Genomic DNA, 16,548 nt, shown 5'->3' with positions numbered 1-16,548 from the left:
CAGCGTGGTGATCGGCGTGGCGCCCTCGGGGGCGGAGATCTCCACCCGTCCGTTCCAGCTGGTCACCGGCCGGGTCTGGAAGGGCACCGCCTTCGGTGGCGCCAAGGGGCGGACCGATGTGCCGAAATTCGTCGACTGGTACATGGACGGCAAGATCGAGATCGACCCGATGATCACCCACAAGCTGAGCCTCGAGGAGATCAACCACGGCTTCGATCTCATGCACCAGGGCAAATCCATCCGCGCCGTCGTCGAATATTGACACCCTGCGCGCCGGCCCGCTGACAGGCCGGCGCCTTCCTTCGGACAAGACAATGAACGACGTGAGGCTTCGGACCGCGACGCGGGACGACGACGATGCGATCTGGGCCATGCTGGAGCCAGTGATCCGGGGCGGCGAGACCTATGCCCTGCCCCGCGACATGCCGCGCGCGGCGGCTCTGGAGTATTGGTTCCTGCCCGGTCACAGCGTGCAGCTGGCCGAGGCCGGCGGCGAGATACTGGGCACCTATTACCTCTGCGCCAACCAGAAAGGCGGCGGCGCCCATGTCTGCAACTGCGGCTATGTCACCGCCGCGGAGGCCCAGGGGCGCGGCATCGCCCGCGCGATGCTGGCGGATTCGCTCACCCGGGCGAAAGACGCGGGCTTTCGCGCGATGCAGTATAATTTCGTCATTTCCACCAACAACCGTGCGATCGACACCTGGTGCCGCGCCGGGTTCGAGATCGTCGGTCGGCTGCCCGGGGCGTTCCAACATCCCCGCGACGGCTATGTCGACGCGCTGGTGATGTTCCGGCCGCTATGACCCGACAGATAAATACCGGTCGTTACGGTTGTGCAGACGGCGGCCGCCCGCCTAGACTGCCCCAAGCGCAAGGGAGTTCCGCCATGTCCCAGGCCCCGCTGCTCGCGGTCCTGATCGATGCCGATAATATCTCGGCCAAATACGCCGAAGCGATCTTCGAGGAGATCGCCTCTTTCGGCGAGGCCAGTATCCGGCGCATTTATGGCGATTTCTCGGGAGGCAGCCCGCAGGGCTGGAGCAAGGACAAGCTGGCGGCGCTGGCGATCATCCCGCATCAGCAATTCGCCAATACCACCGGCAAGAACTCCAGCGACATCGCGCTGGTGATCGACGCCATGGATATCCTGCATTCGGGCCGGTTCGACGGGTTTGTCCTGATCTCCTCGGACAGCGATTTCACCCGCCTGGCCAGCCGTATCCGCGAACAGGGGCTGGACGTCTACGGCATCGGCATGCGCAAGACGCCGGCCGCCTTCGTGCGCGCCTGCAAGCGGTTCATCTATGTCGAGAACCTGCTGCAGGAACCCAGCCGGCAAAAACCGAAACCGGTCAGCAAGCCGGCCGGCGATGCCGAGGCTCCGGCAGAGCTGGAGGATCCCGCCAAACTGGTGATCCGCGCCATGGATGCGATCGAACAGGAGGACGAGTGGTTCTCGCTCGGGCAGATCGGCCAGTATATCACCGCCTCGAACCCGGATTTCGACACCCGCAGCTATGGCAAGAAGAAGCTGTCCGACCTGATCAAGGAACTCAAGCGGTTCGAGACCAAGCATGGCGACGGCAACCAGCTGCTGGTGCGGAGGATCGACTGACCCGGATCACGCGCCATAGCGCGACATGAACATGTCGACCGCGTTGCGCGCGACCTCGTCGATCTCGGCCTCGGAAAACCGGTTCTGAACCCCGAACATCGCCCGGACCCAGAGCCGGGCCTTGCACAGCTCGCTGAATTGCTCGGCGGCCATCGGAATATCGTCGATCACCAGCGATCCCTGGGCCACCGCCTCCGCCAGATATTCGCTGAGCCGCCTGGTCCCCATTTCCGGGCCGCAGGCATAAAAGGCGCTGCCAAGCTCGGGAAACCGCTCCCGTTCGGCCAGCACGATACGAAAGATCCGCTGACTGAATTCGGACAGCAGCGAAGACAGGATATGGTGGGCCGCCGTGGTCAGAACCTCACGCGGGGGGCGGCTGGCGTCGAGCTCGTTCAGGGCGCGCTCCGCCATCAGGTTGCATTCGTTGGTGACCACCTCGATGAACAGGATCCGCTTGTCGGGAAAATAGCTGTAAAGCGTCGCCTTGGAGACGCCGGCGGCGCGGGCGATATCGTCGACGCTGGCGCCTTCGAACCCATCGGCCATGAACACTTCACGCGCGCCGGAAAGGACCTGATGGAATTTGCGGCCCGTCCGGACGACGTCTGAAACCTCACCCATTATTTTTTTCTCCGGTTGATGCCCGGTTTGGCAATATCAACCGTGATAGGAAACGCCTGCCTCTGGCGCAACAGTTGCCTGCCTTCACAGGCTTGCGGAGATCGCGGCTGCACAGTATTTAGAATCGATCTAAATTGAGGCGGGCAGATGCAAATTTTCTCACGCAAGCGATTCAGCGATCTGAACGAGCAAGAAATCCTGGCGCTGGCGATCTCCTCGGAAGAGGACGACGCGCGCATCTATCGCGGCTATGCCGAACGGCTGCGGGCGGAATTCCCCGCCACCGCCAAGATGTTCGACGGCATGGCCGAAGAAGAGGACGGCCATCGCCAGCGGCTGATCGACCTGCACAAATCGCGGTTCGGCGACACCATCCCGCTGATCCGGCGCGAACATGTCGCCGGATATTACACCCGCCGGCCGATCTGGCTGGTTGAAAATCTGGGCATCGAACGGATCCGCGAAGAGGCGGTGACGATGGAGCGCGATGCCGAGACCTTCTATGTCAACGCTGCGGCGCGCTGTCAGGATGCCTCGACCCGCAAGCTTCTGGGCGATCTGGCCGCCGCCGAGGCGAAGCATGAAACGCTCGCCGGCAATCTGGCGGATGAATACCTCACCGACGACGACCGCCACGACGAAAACATCGTGGCGCATCGCCAGTTCGTCCTGACCTGGGTGCAGCCAGGGCTGGCCGGGCTGATGGACGGATCGGTCTCGACCCTGGCGCCGATCTTCGCCACCGCCTTCGCCACCCAGAACACCATGACGACCTTTCTGGTCGGGCTCGCCGCCTCGGTCGGGGCGGGGATTTCCATGGGCTTTACCGAGGCCGCCTCGGACGATGGCCAGCTTTCCGGGCGCGGCTCGCCGATCAAGCGCGGCATCGCCTCCGGGGTGATGACGGCGCTCGGCGGGCTGGGCCATGCGCTGCCCTATCTGATCCCGCACTTCTGGGTCGCCACCATCATCGCCTTCACGGTGGTGTTCTGCGAACTCTGGGCGATTGCCTGGATTCAGAAACGCTATATGGAAACCCCCTTCTTCCGCGCCGCGATCCAGGTGGTACTGGGCGGGGCGCTGGTTCTGGCGGCAGGGATTCTGATCGGCAGCGGTTAAGCCGCCGATCCGCCGCCCCGACAGCCCGTTGCGCTTGCGGCGCCTCGCCCCTGCCGCTAGCGGTTGCGCATGATCGATATCTTTCTCAGAACCCTGCCCTTTTTCGCCATCATCGGCCTTGGCTATTGGGCCGGGCGGACGCGGTTCATCAGCCAGGACGCGACTGCCTATCTGACGAAGTTCGTCTTCTTCTTCCCGCTTTCCGCGCTGATCTTCCGGGTGGTGATCAACCTGTCGCTGCCCGAGGTGCTCGATCTGCGGCTGATGCTGGGGTATCTCTGCGGCACCGGGGCAATCTATCTGCTGGCCACCGCGGTGGCGCTGCTGCGCCGCCAGGACATCCCCACCACCGCGATCGAGGCGCAATGCGCGGTGATCGGCAACACCGGTTTTCTCGGCCTGCCGATGCTGACGATGATGTTCGGCCCGCAGGCGGTGGCACCGCTGATGCTGGTTCTGGTGGTCGATCTGCTGGTGTTCTCGTCGCTGGTGGTGATGCTGATCAACGGCGCCCGCGACGGGCGGATCAAGCTGTCCACCTTCCGGATGATGGGCATGGGGCTGCTCCGCAACCCGATGATCGTTTCGCTGGTCGCCGCCCTGATCTGGTCCGCCGCCGCCCTGCCGGTGCCGGTGCCGGTGAACGATTTCCTCTCGATCCTCGGCGGCGCGGCCACGCCCGGCGCGCTCTTCGCCATCGGCGCCTCTCTGGCCGGGAAATCCGCGGAACGGGTGCAGATCGCCGGCTGGCTGTCGTTCTGCAAACTGGTGCTGCACCCGGCTGCGGTGGCTCTTGCCCTTCTCGTGATCTTCCCCGTCGATCCCTTCGCCGCCACCGTAGTGATCACCATCGCGGCGCTGCCGGTGGCCAGCAACGTCTATATGATCGCACAGCATTACGGCACCGCGCCGCACCGCGCCTCCGCCGCGATCCTGATCTCCACCATGGTCAGCATCCTGTCGCTGCCCGCGGTGATCGCCCTGCTCACCGGCTAGAGCCAGGCAACCCGGCCGCACCGCGAAGGGCAGCCACCGGACCGGGGCGCTGCCCCGGACCCCGGAGTATTTCGGCAGAGAAGAAGATTGCCGGGAAAGAAGACCGGGAAAGAAGACCGGGGGCCGCGTCTTTTTCTGGCCCTAAATATCCCCGCCGGAGGCTCCCGCCCTTTACGCAGGCGCCCCGGCCCGATAGCCAGAGGCAAACCGATACGGGAGCGAAAGATCATGCAAACCCTCTCTGAAAATGCCGCTTTCGGCGGTGTGCAAGGCGTCTACACACACAGCTCCAAGGCCTGCGCCTGCGACATGACCTTCGGGCTGTTCCTGCCGGAAGAGGCGCAGGACGGGCCGGTGCCGCTGCTGTGGTATCTTTCCGGGCTGACCTGCACCCACGAGAATGCGATGACCAAGGCGGGCGCCCAGGGCTGGGCCGCCGAACAGGGGATCGCGCTGGTCTTTCCCGACACCAGCCCGCGTGGTGAAGGCGTCGCCGACGACGCGGCCTATGACCTCGGCCAGGGCGCCGGATTCTACGTCAACGCGACGCAAGACCCCTGGGCGCCGCATTTCCGCATGTGGGACTATATCGCCGACGAGCTGCCGGCCCTGCTGGAAGAGAATTTCGCCCTCGACATGGAGCGTCAGGCGATCACCGGCCATTCGATGGGCGGCCACGGCGCGCTGACGCTGGCGATGGCGCTGCCGGGCCGCTTCCGCTCGGTCTCCGCCTTCGCGCCGATCGCCAATCCCACCGGCTCCGACTGGGGCCGCAAGCAGCTCAGCGCCTATCTGGGGGACGACGAAACCGCCTGGGCGGCGCATGACGCCAGCCTGGTGATGCGCGACAAGGGCTTCGACGGGCCGGTGCTGATCGATCAGGGCGCCAGCGACCAGTTTCTCGAGCTGCTGAAGCCCGAGGCGCTGGCAGATGCCATCGCCGCGCGCCGGCAGGAGGCGACCTTCCGGATGCAGAAAGGCTATGATCACAGCTACTTCTTCGTGTCTTCCTTCATGGAAGATCACGTCACCTTCCACGCCAACGCGCTCTGGCGCTGAGCCTTGGCCGCGCTCTACATCGATGCCGATGCCTGCCCGGTGAAGGCCGAGGCGGAGCGGGTCGCCAGCCGCCACCGGCTGAAGATGTATCTGGTCTCGAACGGCGGGCTCAGGCTGTCGCAGAACCCGCTGGTCGAGACCGTGATCGTGGCCGAGGGCGCCGACGAGGCCGACAAGTGGATCGCCGAGCGCTGCGGGCCCGGCGATGTGGTGGTCACCGGCGATATCCCGCTGGCGGCCAGATGCATCGCCACCGGCGCCCGGGTGCTGCGCCACAACGGAGAGGTCTTTACCGAGGCCAATATCGGCCAGCAGCTTGCCATGCGCGATCTGATGGCGGATCTCCGCGCGGCCAATCCGCTGGGCGCGGGGGGAAGCGGGCGCGGCTTTACAAAGGCGGATCGCTCCCGTTTTCTGGAGGCGCTGGAACGGGAGATCAGAGCGGCCGCGCGATAACGCGCCTGCCGCAAATTTCCTCGAAGAAATTTGCCAGGAAAATCCGGAATTTTCCTGGCGGGAAGGGACCGACAGGATGCAACCTCAGGCGGTGATTTTCGACATCGGCAATGTGCTGATCGAATGGCAGCCCGAACGCTTTTACGACGCGGAGATCGGTGAGGACCGCCGGCGCGAGATGTTCGCCAGCGTCGATCTGCATGGCATGAACGACCGGGTCGACCGGGGCGAGCATTTCACCGAGACGATCTATGCCACTGCCGAGGAATACCCCGCGTGGCGCGACGAGATCCGCATGTGGCACGACCGCTGGATCGAACTGGCCACCCCGGTGATCGACCGGTCGGTCCGGCTGCTCAGGGCGCTGCGGGCGAAGGGGGTGCCGGTGTTCTCGCTGACCAACTTCGGCATTCAGAGCTTCGATTACGCCGCCACCCATTATCCCTTTCTGCTGGAATTCGACCGGCCCTATATCTCCGGCCACATGGGGGTGATCAAACCCGATCCGCAGATCTATCGGATGGTCGAGGAGGATTGCGGGGTGGCGCCGGAGGCGTTGCTCTTCACCGACGACCGCCCTGACAATATCACTGCCGCCCGAGCACGCGGCTGGCAGACCCATCTCTTCACCGGGCCCGACGGCTGGGCGGATCGCCTTGTCGCGGCCGGGTTGCTGACCGAGGAAGACGCGAAATGAGCACTCAGATCCCCATCATCCCCTTCGCCGAGGGCGAAAAGCTTCTCGACTGGCTGGAACTGACCGAGGCGCTGGCCGATGGCCACAGCCTGCCCAGGGCAGAGATCGGCGATACCTTCCTGTACCGCGATCCCGATACGCTGTTGTCGCGCGCCGCCTGGATCGACGGGCTGGGGAGCCTGGTCAAGACCGCGACCGTGTTCCCGCGCAATCCCGAACGCGGCACCCCGATGGTCAACGGATCGGTGACGCTGTTCTCCGATCTCGACGGTCAGCTGGAGGCGCTGGTGGATTTTCACCTGGTCACCAAATGGAAGACCGCCGGCGACAGCCTGCTGGCGGCGCGGCGACTGGCGCGGCCCGACAGCGAGCGGATCCTGATCTGCGGCGCCGGCACCGTCGGCCGGTCGCTGTGCGATTCCTTTGCCGAAGCCTTTCCCAAGGCGAAGATCTCGGTCTGGAACCGGACCCTGTCCAAGGCCGAGGCGCTGGCCGAGGATATCGGCACCGTCGATCTGGCCGCCGATCTGGAGGCCGGGGTGCGCGCGGCGGATATCGTGGTCACCGCCACCATGTCCGCGGAGCCGGTGATCCGCGGTGAATGGCTGCATCCCGGCCAGCACCTGAACCTGATCGGGGCCTATCGCCCTGACATGCGCGAGACCGATGACGAGGCGATGCGGCGGGCGAAAATCTATGTCGACAGCCGCGACACCACCATCGGCCATATCGGCGAAATCCAGATGCCGCTGGATCAGGGCGTGATCACCGAGGCCGATATCCTTGCCGATTTCTATCAGCTCGACTCCTTCGAACCCGGCAAGGAGGACGAGATCACCCTGTTCAAGAACGGCGGCGGTGCGCATCTCGACCTGATGACAAGCCGCTATATCCTCGACCGCTGGGAAGTGGCGCAGGCCGCTGGCTGAAACGGCGGGCGACGGAAACAGGGCGCCGGCGCCGGTCCTGCCGACCGGCCGGCGCCCCTCTCTCAGGCGGGGGTCAGACGGCGGCGGCGCGCAACGCCAGCGGGCGTTCCCGCACCGGCAGGTGCACCAGCGCGCTGAAGGCACCGACCCCGACGCCGATCCACCAGACGAAAGTGTAATCGCCGAAGTTGTCGTACATCCGGCCGCCCAGCCAGACCCCCAGGAAACCGCCCAGCTGGTGGCTGAAAAAGACGATGCCATAGAGCGTGCCCATATAGCGCAGCCCGTAGATCTGGGCGATCAGCCCCGAGGTCAGTGGCACGGTCGCCAGCCACATCGCCCCCATCGCCACCGAGAAGAGCAGGACCGACCCTGGGGTGATCGGCGACAGGATGAAGGCGGCCGACACCAGCGTGCGGCCCAGATAGATGCCCGACAGCAGGTATTTCTTGGAATAATACTTGCCAGCCCAGCCGGCCAGCAGGGTGCCGCCGACATTGGCCGCCCCGATCAGAGAGATCGACACCGCTCCCAGCGCCGAGGTGGTGGTGATGCCGATACCATGCAGCAGCCCGCCCGGCGCGATCGGCCCGCAAAGCTCGGTCACGAAGGCGGGGAAATGCGCGGTGATAAAGCCCAGCTGATAGCCGCAGCTGAAGAAACCGAGGAAAATCAGCGTAAAGGAGGGGTCGCGCAGCGCCTGCCGCAGGATCCGGCCCATGCTCTGCTCCGGCTCCGCCGCGCCGCCGGCAGCCTCCGGCGCGCGCAGCAGTGGCAGGCTCAGCACCAGGGCCAGGATGGCGACGGCGAAGACGACAAAGGTGTTCTGCCAGCTCAGGACGCTCATCAGCGCCTCGGCCACCGGGGCGCCGATCATCTGGCCGAAGCTGCCCGCCGCGGTCGTGATCGCCAGCGCCATCGAGCGTTTGTCGTCCGGCGCGGCGCGTCCGACCACCGCCAGGATGACCCCGAAGCCGGTGCCGGCGATGCCCAGACCCACCAGCCAAGCATAAAGCTGATGTTCGGCCGGGGTGGTTGACCCGGCGGTCAGCACCAGACCGGCGGCATAGGTCAGCGCGCCGAGGAAGATCGCCTTGCGGTCGCCGATCTTCTCCGCGATCGCGCCGAAGACCGGCTGGCCGATGCCCCAGGCCAGGTTCTGGATCGCGATGGCCAGAGAGAATTCGGACCGCGCCCAGCCGAATTCGGCCGCCACCGGGATCTGGAACACCCCGAACGAGGCACGGATCGCAAAGCTCACCGTGATGATGATGCAGCCCGCGACAAGAACCGGCGTCAGCGTCGTGCGGGTGTCGGTCATCGTATCCTCCCTTCCCGTTCCAGTTGCATACTAGGGATGGGACCGGCAGGTTCAATCGCGGAAATGTGGGGCAGCCCATCACCGAACGTGATCATCGACCGGCCGATCGGTCGTTTGACGGCGGGCGACGGGGCGCAGGGTGCTTTTCAATGCCGCAGCGCCGCGCTATGGCTGCGCCATGTCCGATATCCACGCCCTCTATCAGTCCCGGATCGCCGATGGCTCGCTGCATCACGACAGCGCCCAGGAGGCCGTCCTGCCCGAATTCGAACGGATCCGCAGCGCCCTCGCCGCCCCGGTCAAGCGGGGCCTGTTCCGCAAGCCGCCGCCGCCGCCAAAGGGGCTCTATCTCTGGGGCGGGGTCGGGCGCGGCAAGTCGATGTTGATGGATCTCTTCGTGGATTCGCTGGGCGATATCCCGGTCCGACGGGTGCATTTCCATGCCTTCATGCAGGAAATCCAGGCCGCCATGCACGAGGCCCGCAAACAGGAGATCGCCGATGCGCTGGCGCCGGCCGCCAAGGCGGTGATCGACAGCGTCAAGGTGCTGGCCTTCGACGAGATGCAGATCACCGATATCACCGATGCCATGGTGGTCGGGCGGTTGTTCGAAATGCTGTTCGACGCCGGCGTGGTGATCGTGACCACTTCGAACCGGATACCGGACGATCTCTACAAGAACGGGCTGAACCGGCAGCTGTTCCTGCCCTTCATCGCGCTCATCAAGGAGCGGATGGTGGTGCACGAACTGGTCAGCCCCAAGGATTACCGCCAGAACCGGCTGGCCGGCGCCCGGGTCTATTTCACACCCGCCGGGGCAGAGGCCCGCACCGCCATCGATGGGATCTGGGACGATCTGGCCGCAGGTCCCGGCGCTGAGCTGCTGCTGGAGGTCAAGGGCCGCGAGGTCCGGCTGCCGCAGTACCGCAACGGCATCGCCCGGGCGAGCTTTTACGATCTCTGCGCGCATTACCTCGGGCCCGGCGATTACCTCGCCATCGCCCATGCGGTAAAGCTGCTGATCATCGAGGATATCCCGCGGCTGTCGCGGTCGAACTTCAACGAGGCGAAACGCTTCGTCACCCTGATCGACGCGCTCTATGAGGCCAAGGTGCGGCTGATCTGCTCCGCTGCGGCGGAACCGGAAACCCTGTATGTCGAGGGCGAGGGCGTTTTCGAATTCGAACGCACCGCCAGCCGCCTGCGCGAGATGCAGGACAAGGACTGGGGCCAGACGCTGGACTGATGCCGAGAGGTTGACCCCGCCCCGCCTGCCCCTAATCTGACGCGACCCGGCCCAGGAGATCCCCCATGTCGTTCACCCTCGCCACCTGGAACATCAACTCCGTCCGCCTGCGCGAACCCATCGTGCTGAAGCTGCTGGAGGAACAGGCTCCCGATGTGCTCTGCCTGCAGGAGTGCAAGAGCCCGGTCGAGAAGATCCCGGTCGAGGGCTTCCGCGCGCTGGGATACGAGCACATGATCGCCCGTGGCCAGAAGGGCTATAACGGCGTGGCGATCCTGTCGCGGCTGCCGATCGAGGACATGGGCGATATGGACTTCGCCGATCTGGGCCACGCCCGCCATGTCGCCGGCCGGCTGGAAAACGGCGTCACCATCCACAATTTCTATGTGCCCGCCGGTGGCGATGTACCGGACCGGACGGTGAACGAGAAATTCGGCCAGAAGCTCGATTACCTCTCCGAGATGCGGGACTGGTTTCACAAGGAACAGTTCGGCAAGTCGATCCTGGTGGGCGATCTGAACATCGCCCCGCGTGAGGATGACGTCTGGGATCACAAGAAGCTTCTGAAGATCGTCAGCCATACCCCCGTGGAGGTCGAGGCGCTGGCCGATGTGATGGGCGCCGGCCAATGGGTGGACGTGACCCGCGCCGACATCCCCGAGGGCAAGCTCTACTCCTGGTGGTCCTACCGCGCCAAGGACTGGGACGCCGCTGACAAGGGCCGCCGGCTGGATCACGTCTGGGCCACCCCCGATATCGCGCCCGCCGCTCATGGCAGCCGCATCCTGCGCGACGCCCGCGGCTGGGAGAAACCCAGCGATCACGCACCGGTCTTCGCCAGCTTCGATCTCTGATCCCCCGCCTCTGATCCCCCGCTTGGGGGATCGGGCAAAATCTGCTATGCTCGCAGCAGCCGCCGGTGGCGTGACCACTGGCGCGCCTTCCCTGTCGCCCGCTCCGAAGGAGGAAGGGACCATGCACGACACGGACGCCTCTGCTGCCGCGACCTTCGCCGACCGCTATCAATCGGTTCTGGTGCCGGTGATTTTCGAACCCTGGGCGGAGGAGATGGTGCGCCGTGCCGATCCGCAACCGGGCGAGCACATCCTCGATCTGGCCTGTGGCACCGGTGTGGTGACCCGCAGGCTTCTGGCCCAGGCCGTCCGCCCCGGACGGCTTGCCGCCGTCGATCACAGCGCCGACATGCTGGCCGTGGCCGGCAGGCTCAGCCCGGCGGCAGAGCCGCCGGTCGAATGGATCGAGGCCGACGCCGCCAGGCTGCCCTTTGCGGACGACAGTTTCGATCTGGCACTGTGCCAGCAGGCGTTGCAGTTCTTTCCCGACCGGGCGGCGGCGCTCAGCGATCTGCACCGGGTGCTGAAACCGACAGGCCGGGCGATTTTCTGCGTCCAGCGCGATCTGGCGGTCAACCCGATGCTGGCCGCGCAGGCCAGCGCGCTGGAAACCTGCGTCGGACCCGAGGCCGGCGCCGCCGTCCGCGCCATCTGCGGCCTGCCGCAGGCGGATGTGCTGCAGCGGCTGTTCGCCGCGGCGGGGTTTCGCGATATCCGCATCGACAGCGTCAGCCTGACCCTGTCCCACCCAAACGCACGCGCCTTCGCCGCCGGCGCCATGGGCGGCATGCACACCGGTGACAAGCTCTCCGGATTGAGCGAAACCCGCATCGAACAGGCGATAGAGGCGTTTCTGGCAGCGCTCGGCCCCTGTTATGACGGCACCGCGATGACCTTCCCGCATGTGTCTCATGTGGTGGAGGCCCGCGCCTGACGTGGGAACAACTTGGGAATGGCTCACGCACGATGCGGGCACAACGCAAGCGGCTGACTGCCGCTCCGACGCGTGACACCCCGCCGCGTCCGCCGCGATTCTCCCCGTCCCTTCCCGATCTTCCCTTGGTTTTTTCGCGACGCCCCATCATATAGGGGCGAGCAAAATATGAGGAGTCTGACCCATGCTGGAATTCGGACAGGCCCAGGACGGCGCCGCAGAGGCCGATCTGGTCAAGGATATCACCGAGGCGACCTTCATGGCCGATGTGATCGACACGTCCAAGGACGTGCCGGTGATCGTCGATTTCTGGGCCCCCTGGTGCGGCCCCTGCAAGACCCTCGGGCCGCTGCTGGAAAGCGCGGTGAAGGCCGCCAAGGGCGCGGTGCGGATGGTCAAGGTCAATGTCGACCAGTCGCAGATGATTGCCGCCCAGCTGCAGATTCAGTCGATCCCGACCGTCTATGCCTTCTACCAGGGCCAGCCGATCGACGGCTTCCAGGGCGCGCTGCCCGGGTCCGAGGTGCAGGCCTTCGTCGACCGGGTGATCGCCGCCGCCGGGGGCGAAGCGCCAGGCGGGCAGCTTGATGAGGCGGTGGCCGCCGCCGAAGAGATGTTGGCCGAAGGTGCCGCGGTGGATGCCGCCCAGACCTTTGCAGCCATCCTCGGCGAGGACCCGCTGCATGCCGCCGCCTATGGCGGGCTGGTGCGCGCCCATATCGCCGCCGGCGATCTGGATCAGGCCGAGGCGGTGCTGAACGGCGCGCCAGCGGAGATTTCGCACAGCCCCGAGCTGGAAGCCGCACATGCGCAACTGGAACTGGCGCGCCAGGCCGCCGATGCCGGCCCGGTGGCCGAGCTGGAAGCCGCCGTCGCCGCCGATCCCGACAACCTTCAGGCACGGTTCGATCTGGCGCAGGCGCTGCATGCCTCCGGCAAGGTCGAAGAGGCGGTCGATCAGCTGCTGGAACTGTTCCGCCGTGATCGGGAGTGGAACGACGGTGCCGCCAAGGCCCAGCTTTTCACCATTTTCGACGCGCTCAAGCCGAACGATCCGATCGTGCTGCACGGTCGGCGCAAGCTCAGCTCGATGATATTTGCCTAACGCGATCGCGGGGCTAGAGTCATCCCCATGATGCAAGCCGCCGATCTGCCGGATATCATCCCTGTCTTTCCCCTGCCCGGGGCGCTCTTGCTGCCCCGGTCACGGTTGCCGCTGCATATTTTCGAACCGCGCTATCTGCAGATGCTGGAGGATGCGCTGAGGACACCGCAGCGACTGATCGGGATGATTCAGCCCAGCCCGATGCCCGGGCAGGCCGACAGCCTGCATGCCATCGGCTGCGCCGGCCGGGTCACCCAGTTTTCGGAAACCGAGGACGGGCGCTATCTGATCACCCTGACCGGGATCAGCCGCTATCGCATTCAGCGCGAGGTCGACGGTTTCTGCCCCTATCGCCGCTGTGCCGTGTCGTGGGAGGGGTTCGACCGCGATCTGGGCGCGGCGGAGCAAGACCCCTGCTTCGACCGCGACGGTTTCATGGCGCTGCTGGAACGGTTCTTCAGCGCCCGCCAGCTGCAGACCGACTGGGACACGCTGAAAGAGGCCGAGGACGAGCTGCTGGTGAATTCCCTGTCGATGCTGCTGGATTTCACCCCCGAGGACAAACAGGCGCTGCTTGAGGCGCCATCGCTGCGCACCCGGCGCGAAACGCTGATCACGCTGATCGAATTCTCGATGCGCGGCGGATCGAGCGAGGAGACATTGCAATGAACGACATGAGCGCAACCACCCCGGACTCGGGCATCCCGCAGCCGGCCTTCGATCGCCGGATGCTGGAGGCGCTGATCTGCCCGCAGACCCATACCACGCTGGACTACGATGCCGAGCGTCAGGAACTGGTGTCGAAAGCCGCAGGCATCGCCTTTCCGATCCGCAACGGCATCCCGATCCTGCTGATCGACGAGGCACGCAAGCTGGACTGAGCCGTCCGCGCGCCCTCAGCCCGCGGCGGTCAGAGCGCTTCGCCGCGCAGCAACCGGGGCAGATCGCCGGTCAGGCCGGCGGCCTCCCGCACGAAGCCGCGGCGCAGCGCCGGCACCGAGTTGATCAGCCCCATGCCCAGATCGCGGCCCAACCGCAGCAGCGGGTTGTCGTTGGAAAACAGCCGGTTGAAGGTGTCGGTGGCCAGCGCCAGCGCGGCGGTGTCGAAGCGGCGCCATTGCTGATACCGCTCCAGCACGGCCAAAGCGCCGATATCCTCACCACGGCGGGCAGCGTCCACCACCACCTCGGCCAGGGCGCCGACATCGCGCAGCCCGGCATTCAGCCCCTGCCCGGCAATCGGATGCATGCCATGGGCGGCATCGCCCACCAGCGCCACCCGGTCGGCGATGAAACTGTTGGCGATGGTCAGCCCCAGCGGATAGGTCCAGCGCGGCCCGGCCAGCCGGATCTCGCCCAGGAAATCGCCGAACCGCGGCCTCAGCGCGGCCAGGTACTCTGCCTCCGGCAGCGCGTTGATCGCCGCCGCGGTCGCGGTCTTCTCGCTCCACACGATGGAGGAACGGTTGCCGGTCAGCGGCAAGATCGCCAGCGGCCCCGGCGGCATGAAGAACTGATGCGCCACACCGTGATGCGGTTTCTCGTGCTCGATGGCACAGACCAGCGCGGTCTGGCCGTAGTCCCAGCCGGTGCGGGAAATGCCGGCGCGCCGCGCGGTGCCGCTGGCCCGCCCGTCGCAGCCGACCAGCAACCGGCCCGACAGGCTGCGCCCGTCCTCCAGTGTCACGGTGACCGCGCCCGGGGCAACCGATTGCGCCACCACCCGGCCATCGACCTGGGTGATCAGCGGCGCCGCATCCATCGCGTCGAGAAAGGCGCGACGCAGGTGACGATCCTCGACCATATACCCCATCGGGCCTTCCTCGATCTCGGCATGGTCGAAATGCATGAAGAAGGGCGAGGGGCCGAGGCCCGCATGCCCGTCGGTCACCTTGATGTCCAGCATCGGCTGTGCTTGATCGGCGATCTGATCCCAGATGCCGATGCCGGCCAGCAGCCGCTGCGAGGCCAGCGCCAGCGCATAGGCCCGGCCATCGAACCCCGCATCCTTGCGGGCCGTCTCCGGCAGGGCGTCAATGACGGTCACGCGCTGGCCCGCCCGGGCCAGAGCCAGTGCCAGGGCCGGGCCGTTCAGGCCGCCGCCCACGATCAGGATATCGGAATCTGCGCTCATGCCCTGCAATATGACCGAGGCTTCGGGATTGTCCATGCGCGGCGCTGTCGCTACCGTCCGGAAAACACCGAAAACCGGGGCGCCGCTGCGCCCCGTCGTCCTCAAGGGAGATCACAATGCAGCACTGGCTGAGCATGAGCGCGAGCGATCTGGGCCGCGGCATCGAAAGCGGAACGATCGACCCGGTCGCGCTGACCGAAACCTTTCTGGAGGCGATCGCCGCGCATCCGCTGTCCGACCGCATCTATGCCCGGCTGACGCCCGAACGGGCGCGGGCCGAGGCCGCCGCGGCCAAGGCGCGCGCCCAGGCCGGGTTTCGGCTGTCACCGCTCGACGGGGTGCCGGTCAGCTGGAAGGATCTCTTCGACACCGCCGGCACCGCGACGGAATCCGGCTCTGCCCTGCTGGAAGGGCGGGTGCCCGAGCATGACGCCGTGGTGCTGCAGAACGCCACCGCGCTGGGGCTGGTCTGTCTCGGCAAGACGCATATGAGCGAGCTGGCGTTTTCCGGCCTCGGCCTCAATCCGATCACCGCGACCTCGCCCAACGTGAATTTCCCCAATGGCGCGCCGGGTGGGTCCTCCTCCGGCGCGGCGGCCTCGGTCGCCTTCGGCCTGGCGGCGGCGGCGATCGGTTCCGACACCGGCGGCTCGGTGCGCATCCCCTCGGCCTGGAACGATCTGGTGGGGCTGAAGACCACCTCCGGCCGGCTGAGCCTGGAGGGCGTGGTGCCGCTGTGCCTGAAATTCGACACCGTCGGACCGCTGACCCGGACGGTGGAGGATGCCGCCCAGCTCTTCGCCCTGCTCGACGGCAGCGCGAAGGCGCCCGATCTGCGCGGCGCCACGCTGGAGGGCAAGCGGCTAGCGATCCTCAAGACCGTTGCCCTCGACGATCTGCGCGAGGCACCGGAGCGCGCCTTTGCCGAGGCGATCACCAAGCTCAGCGCCGCCGGCGCCGAGGTGGTCGAGATCGAGGTGCCGGAACTGGTCGAGGCCTTCACGCTTGCCCCGGTGCTCTATACCGGAGAGGCCTATGGGCTCTGGCGCGATGTGATCGAGGCCAACCCCGATGTGATGTTCGGCGAAATCCGCGACCGGTTCCGCGCCGGCAAGGACTTCTCCGCCCCCGATTACGTCGCCGCCTGGGCCCGGCTCGAGTCGGCGCGGATGGCTTGGGATCGCGCCACCGCCAGCTTCGACGCGGTGATCTGCCCCACGGCGCCGATCCTGCCGCCCGATCTGGACCGGCTGGCACAGGATTCGGAGTATTACGTGACCGAGAACCTGCTGACGCTGCGCAACACCCGGATCGGCAACCTGATGGGGCTCTGCGCGCTAAGCCTGCCCACCGGCACGCCGTCCTGCGGGCTGCAACTGCTGGCGCCGCCGGAGACCGAGGCCGCGCTGCTGCGGCTGGGGGCCGCGGCAGAAGCAGCCCTGCGCTGATCTGGCCG

General features: G+C 66.2%; 18 protein-coding genes and 1 pseudogene. 16 read left to right on the top strand and 3 right to left on the bottom strand.

From position 1 onward, the window contains the following. From QO033_RS19825 to QO033_RS19815, 3 genes and pseudogenes are all read left to right on the top strand, one after another. A pseudogene (locus tag QO033_RS19825) lies at positions 1 to 262 on the top strand (S-(hydroxymethyl)glutathione dehydrogenase); the annotation flags it as partial. Between the two features lie 52 nt (positions 263 to 314). After that, on the top strand, positions 315 to 806 hold the full coding sequence (locus QO033_RS19820) for a GNAT family N-acetyltransferase (protein WP_284482702.1): 492 nt from the start codon (positions 315 to 317) through the stop codon (positions 804 to 806). Positions 807 to 889: 83 nt separating this feature from the next. Beyond that, positions 890 to 1,618, top strand: coding sequence for an NYN domain-containing protein (locus QO033_RS19815; RefSeq protein WP_284482701.1), 729 nt, complete (start codon positions 890 to 892; stop codon positions 1,616 to 1,618). 6 nt (positions 1,619 to 1,624) lie between these two features. Here the strand turns inward: QO033_RS19815 and QO033_RS19810 are convergent, their stop codons facing one another. Next, entirely contained in the window at positions 1,625 to 2,242 is a 618-nt protein-coding gene (locus tag QO033_RS19810; RefSeq protein ID WP_284482700.1) for a TetR/AcrR family transcriptional regulator, read from the bottom strand. A 147-nt stretch (positions 2,243 to 2,389) separates the two neighbouring features. Between QO033_RS19810 and mbfA the strand changes: the two genes are divergently transcribed. The 6 genes from mbfA (at position 2,390) to QO033_RS19780 (ending at position 7,498) form a co-directional block, all read left to right on the top strand. Then, positions 2,390 to 3,361 carry an iron exporter MbfA gene (gene mbfA, locus QO033_RS19805; protein ID WP_284482699.1) on the top strand — a complete coding sequence of 324 codons (972 nt, stop codon included), beginning with the start codon at positions 2,390 to 2,392 and terminating at the stop codon, positions 3,359 to 3,361. A 69-nt stretch (positions 3,362 to 3,430) separates the two neighbouring features. Continuing rightward, entirely contained in the window at positions 3,431 to 4,357 is a 927-nt protein-coding gene (locus tag QO033_RS19800; RefSeq protein ID WP_284482698.1) for an AEC family transporter, read from the top strand. Positions 4,358 to 4,585: 228 nt separating this feature from the next. Further along, entirely contained in the window at positions 4,586 to 5,416 is an 831-nt protein-coding gene (gene fghA, locus QO033_RS19795) for an S-formylglutathione hydrolase (RefSeq protein WP_284482697.1), read from the top strand. 3 nt (positions 5,417 to 5,419) lie between these two features. Next, positions 5,420 to 5,872, top strand: coding sequence for a YaiI/YqxD family protein (locus QO033_RS19790; RefSeq protein WP_284482696.1), 453 nt, complete (start codon positions 5,420 to 5,422; stop codon positions 5,870 to 5,872). A 76-nt stretch (positions 5,873 to 5,948) separates the two neighbouring features. Then, positions 5,949 to 6,569 carry an HAD family hydrolase gene (locus QO033_RS19785; protein WP_284482695.1) on the top strand — a complete coding sequence of 207 codons (621 nt, stop codon included), beginning with the start codon at positions 5,949 to 5,951 and terminating at the stop codon, positions 6,567 to 6,569. Then, a complete protein-coding gene (locus QO033_RS19780; protein WP_284482694.1) occupies positions 6,566 to 7,498 on the top strand; it encodes an ornithine cyclodeaminase family protein in 933 nt (310 codons plus the stop codon). Before QO033_RS19785 ends, QO033_RS19780 begins: the two co-directional genes overlap by 4 nt. A 73-nt stretch (positions 7,499 to 7,571) precedes the next feature. Here the strand turns inward: QO033_RS19780 and QO033_RS19775 are convergent, their stop codons facing one another. Next, on the bottom strand, positions 7,572 to 8,819 hold the full coding sequence (locus QO033_RS19775) for an MFS transporter (RefSeq protein WP_284482693.1): 1,248 nt from the start codon (positions 8,817 to 8,819) through the stop codon (positions 7,572 to 7,574). A 178-nt stretch (positions 8,820 to 8,997) separates the two neighbouring features. Here QO033_RS19775 and zapE point away from each other — a divergent pair, with 178 nt between their 5' ends. The 6 genes from zapE to QO033_RS19745 all read left to right on the top strand — a co-directional run bounded on the left by zapE (position 8,998) and on the right by QO033_RS19745 (position 13,839). Then, positions 8,998 to 10,065, top strand: a complete 1,068-nt coding sequence (gene zapE, locus QO033_RS19770; protein WP_284482707.1) for a cell division protein ZapE — start codon at positions 8,998 to 9,000, stop codon at positions 10,063 to 10,065. Positions 10,066 to 10,130: 65 nt separating this feature from the next. Continuing rightward, positions 10,131 to 10,919, top strand: a complete 789-nt coding sequence (locus QO033_RS19765) for an exodeoxyribonuclease III (protein WP_284482692.1) — start codon at positions 10,131 to 10,133, stop codon at positions 10,917 to 10,919. 121 nt (positions 10,920 to 11,040) lie between these two features. Then, positions 11,041 to 11,853, top strand: a complete 813-nt coding sequence (locus QO033_RS19760; protein WP_284482691.1) for a class I SAM-dependent methyltransferase — start codon at positions 11,041 to 11,043, stop codon at positions 11,851 to 11,853. A 184-nt stretch (positions 11,854 to 12,037) separates the two neighbouring features. After that, entirely contained in the window at positions 12,038 to 12,958 is a 921-nt protein-coding gene (locus tag QO033_RS19755) for a thioredoxin family protein (protein WP_284482690.1), read from the top strand. A 27-nt stretch (positions 12,959 to 12,985) separates the two neighbouring features. Beyond that, positions 12,986 to 13,627, top strand: coding sequence for an LON peptidase substrate-binding domain-containing protein (locus QO033_RS19750; RefSeq protein WP_284482689.1), 642 nt, complete (start codon positions 12,986 to 12,988; stop codon positions 13,625 to 13,627). 5 nt (positions 13,628 to 13,632) lie between these two features. Beyond that, positions 13,633 to 13,839 carry a Trm112 family protein gene (locus QO033_RS19745; protein WP_284482706.1) on the top strand — a complete coding sequence of 69 codons (207 nt, stop codon included), beginning with the start codon at positions 13,633 to 13,635 and terminating at the stop codon, positions 13,837 to 13,839. A 29-nt stretch (positions 13,840 to 13,868) separates the two neighbouring features. Here the strand turns inward: QO033_RS19745 and QO033_RS19740 are convergent, their stop codons facing one another. Beyond that, positions 13,869 to 15,092 carry an FAD-dependent monooxygenase gene (locus QO033_RS19740; RefSeq protein WP_284482688.1) on the bottom strand — a complete coding sequence of 408 codons (1,224 nt, stop codon included), beginning with the start codon at positions 15,090 to 15,092 and terminating at the stop codon, positions 13,869 to 13,871. Between the two features lie 116 nt (positions 15,093 to 15,208). Here QO033_RS19740 and QO033_RS19735 point away from each other — a divergent pair, with 116 nt between their 5' ends. Further along, positions 15,209 to 16,540, top strand: coding sequence for an amidase (locus QO033_RS19735; protein ID WP_284482687.1), 1,332 nt, complete (start codon positions 15,209 to 15,211; stop codon positions 16,538 to 16,540). The last annotated feature ends 8 nt before the right edge of the window (positions 16,541 to 16,548 follow it).

The sequence above is a fragment of the Pseudodonghicola flavimaris genome, assembly GCF_030164425.1.
GTDB classification, from domain to species: domain Bacteria; phylum Pseudomonadota; class Alphaproteobacteria; order Rhodobacterales; family Rhodobacteraceae; genus Pseudodonghicola; species Pseudodonghicola flavimaris.
This window is presented reverse-complemented; position numbering and strand designations above follow the sequence as displayed.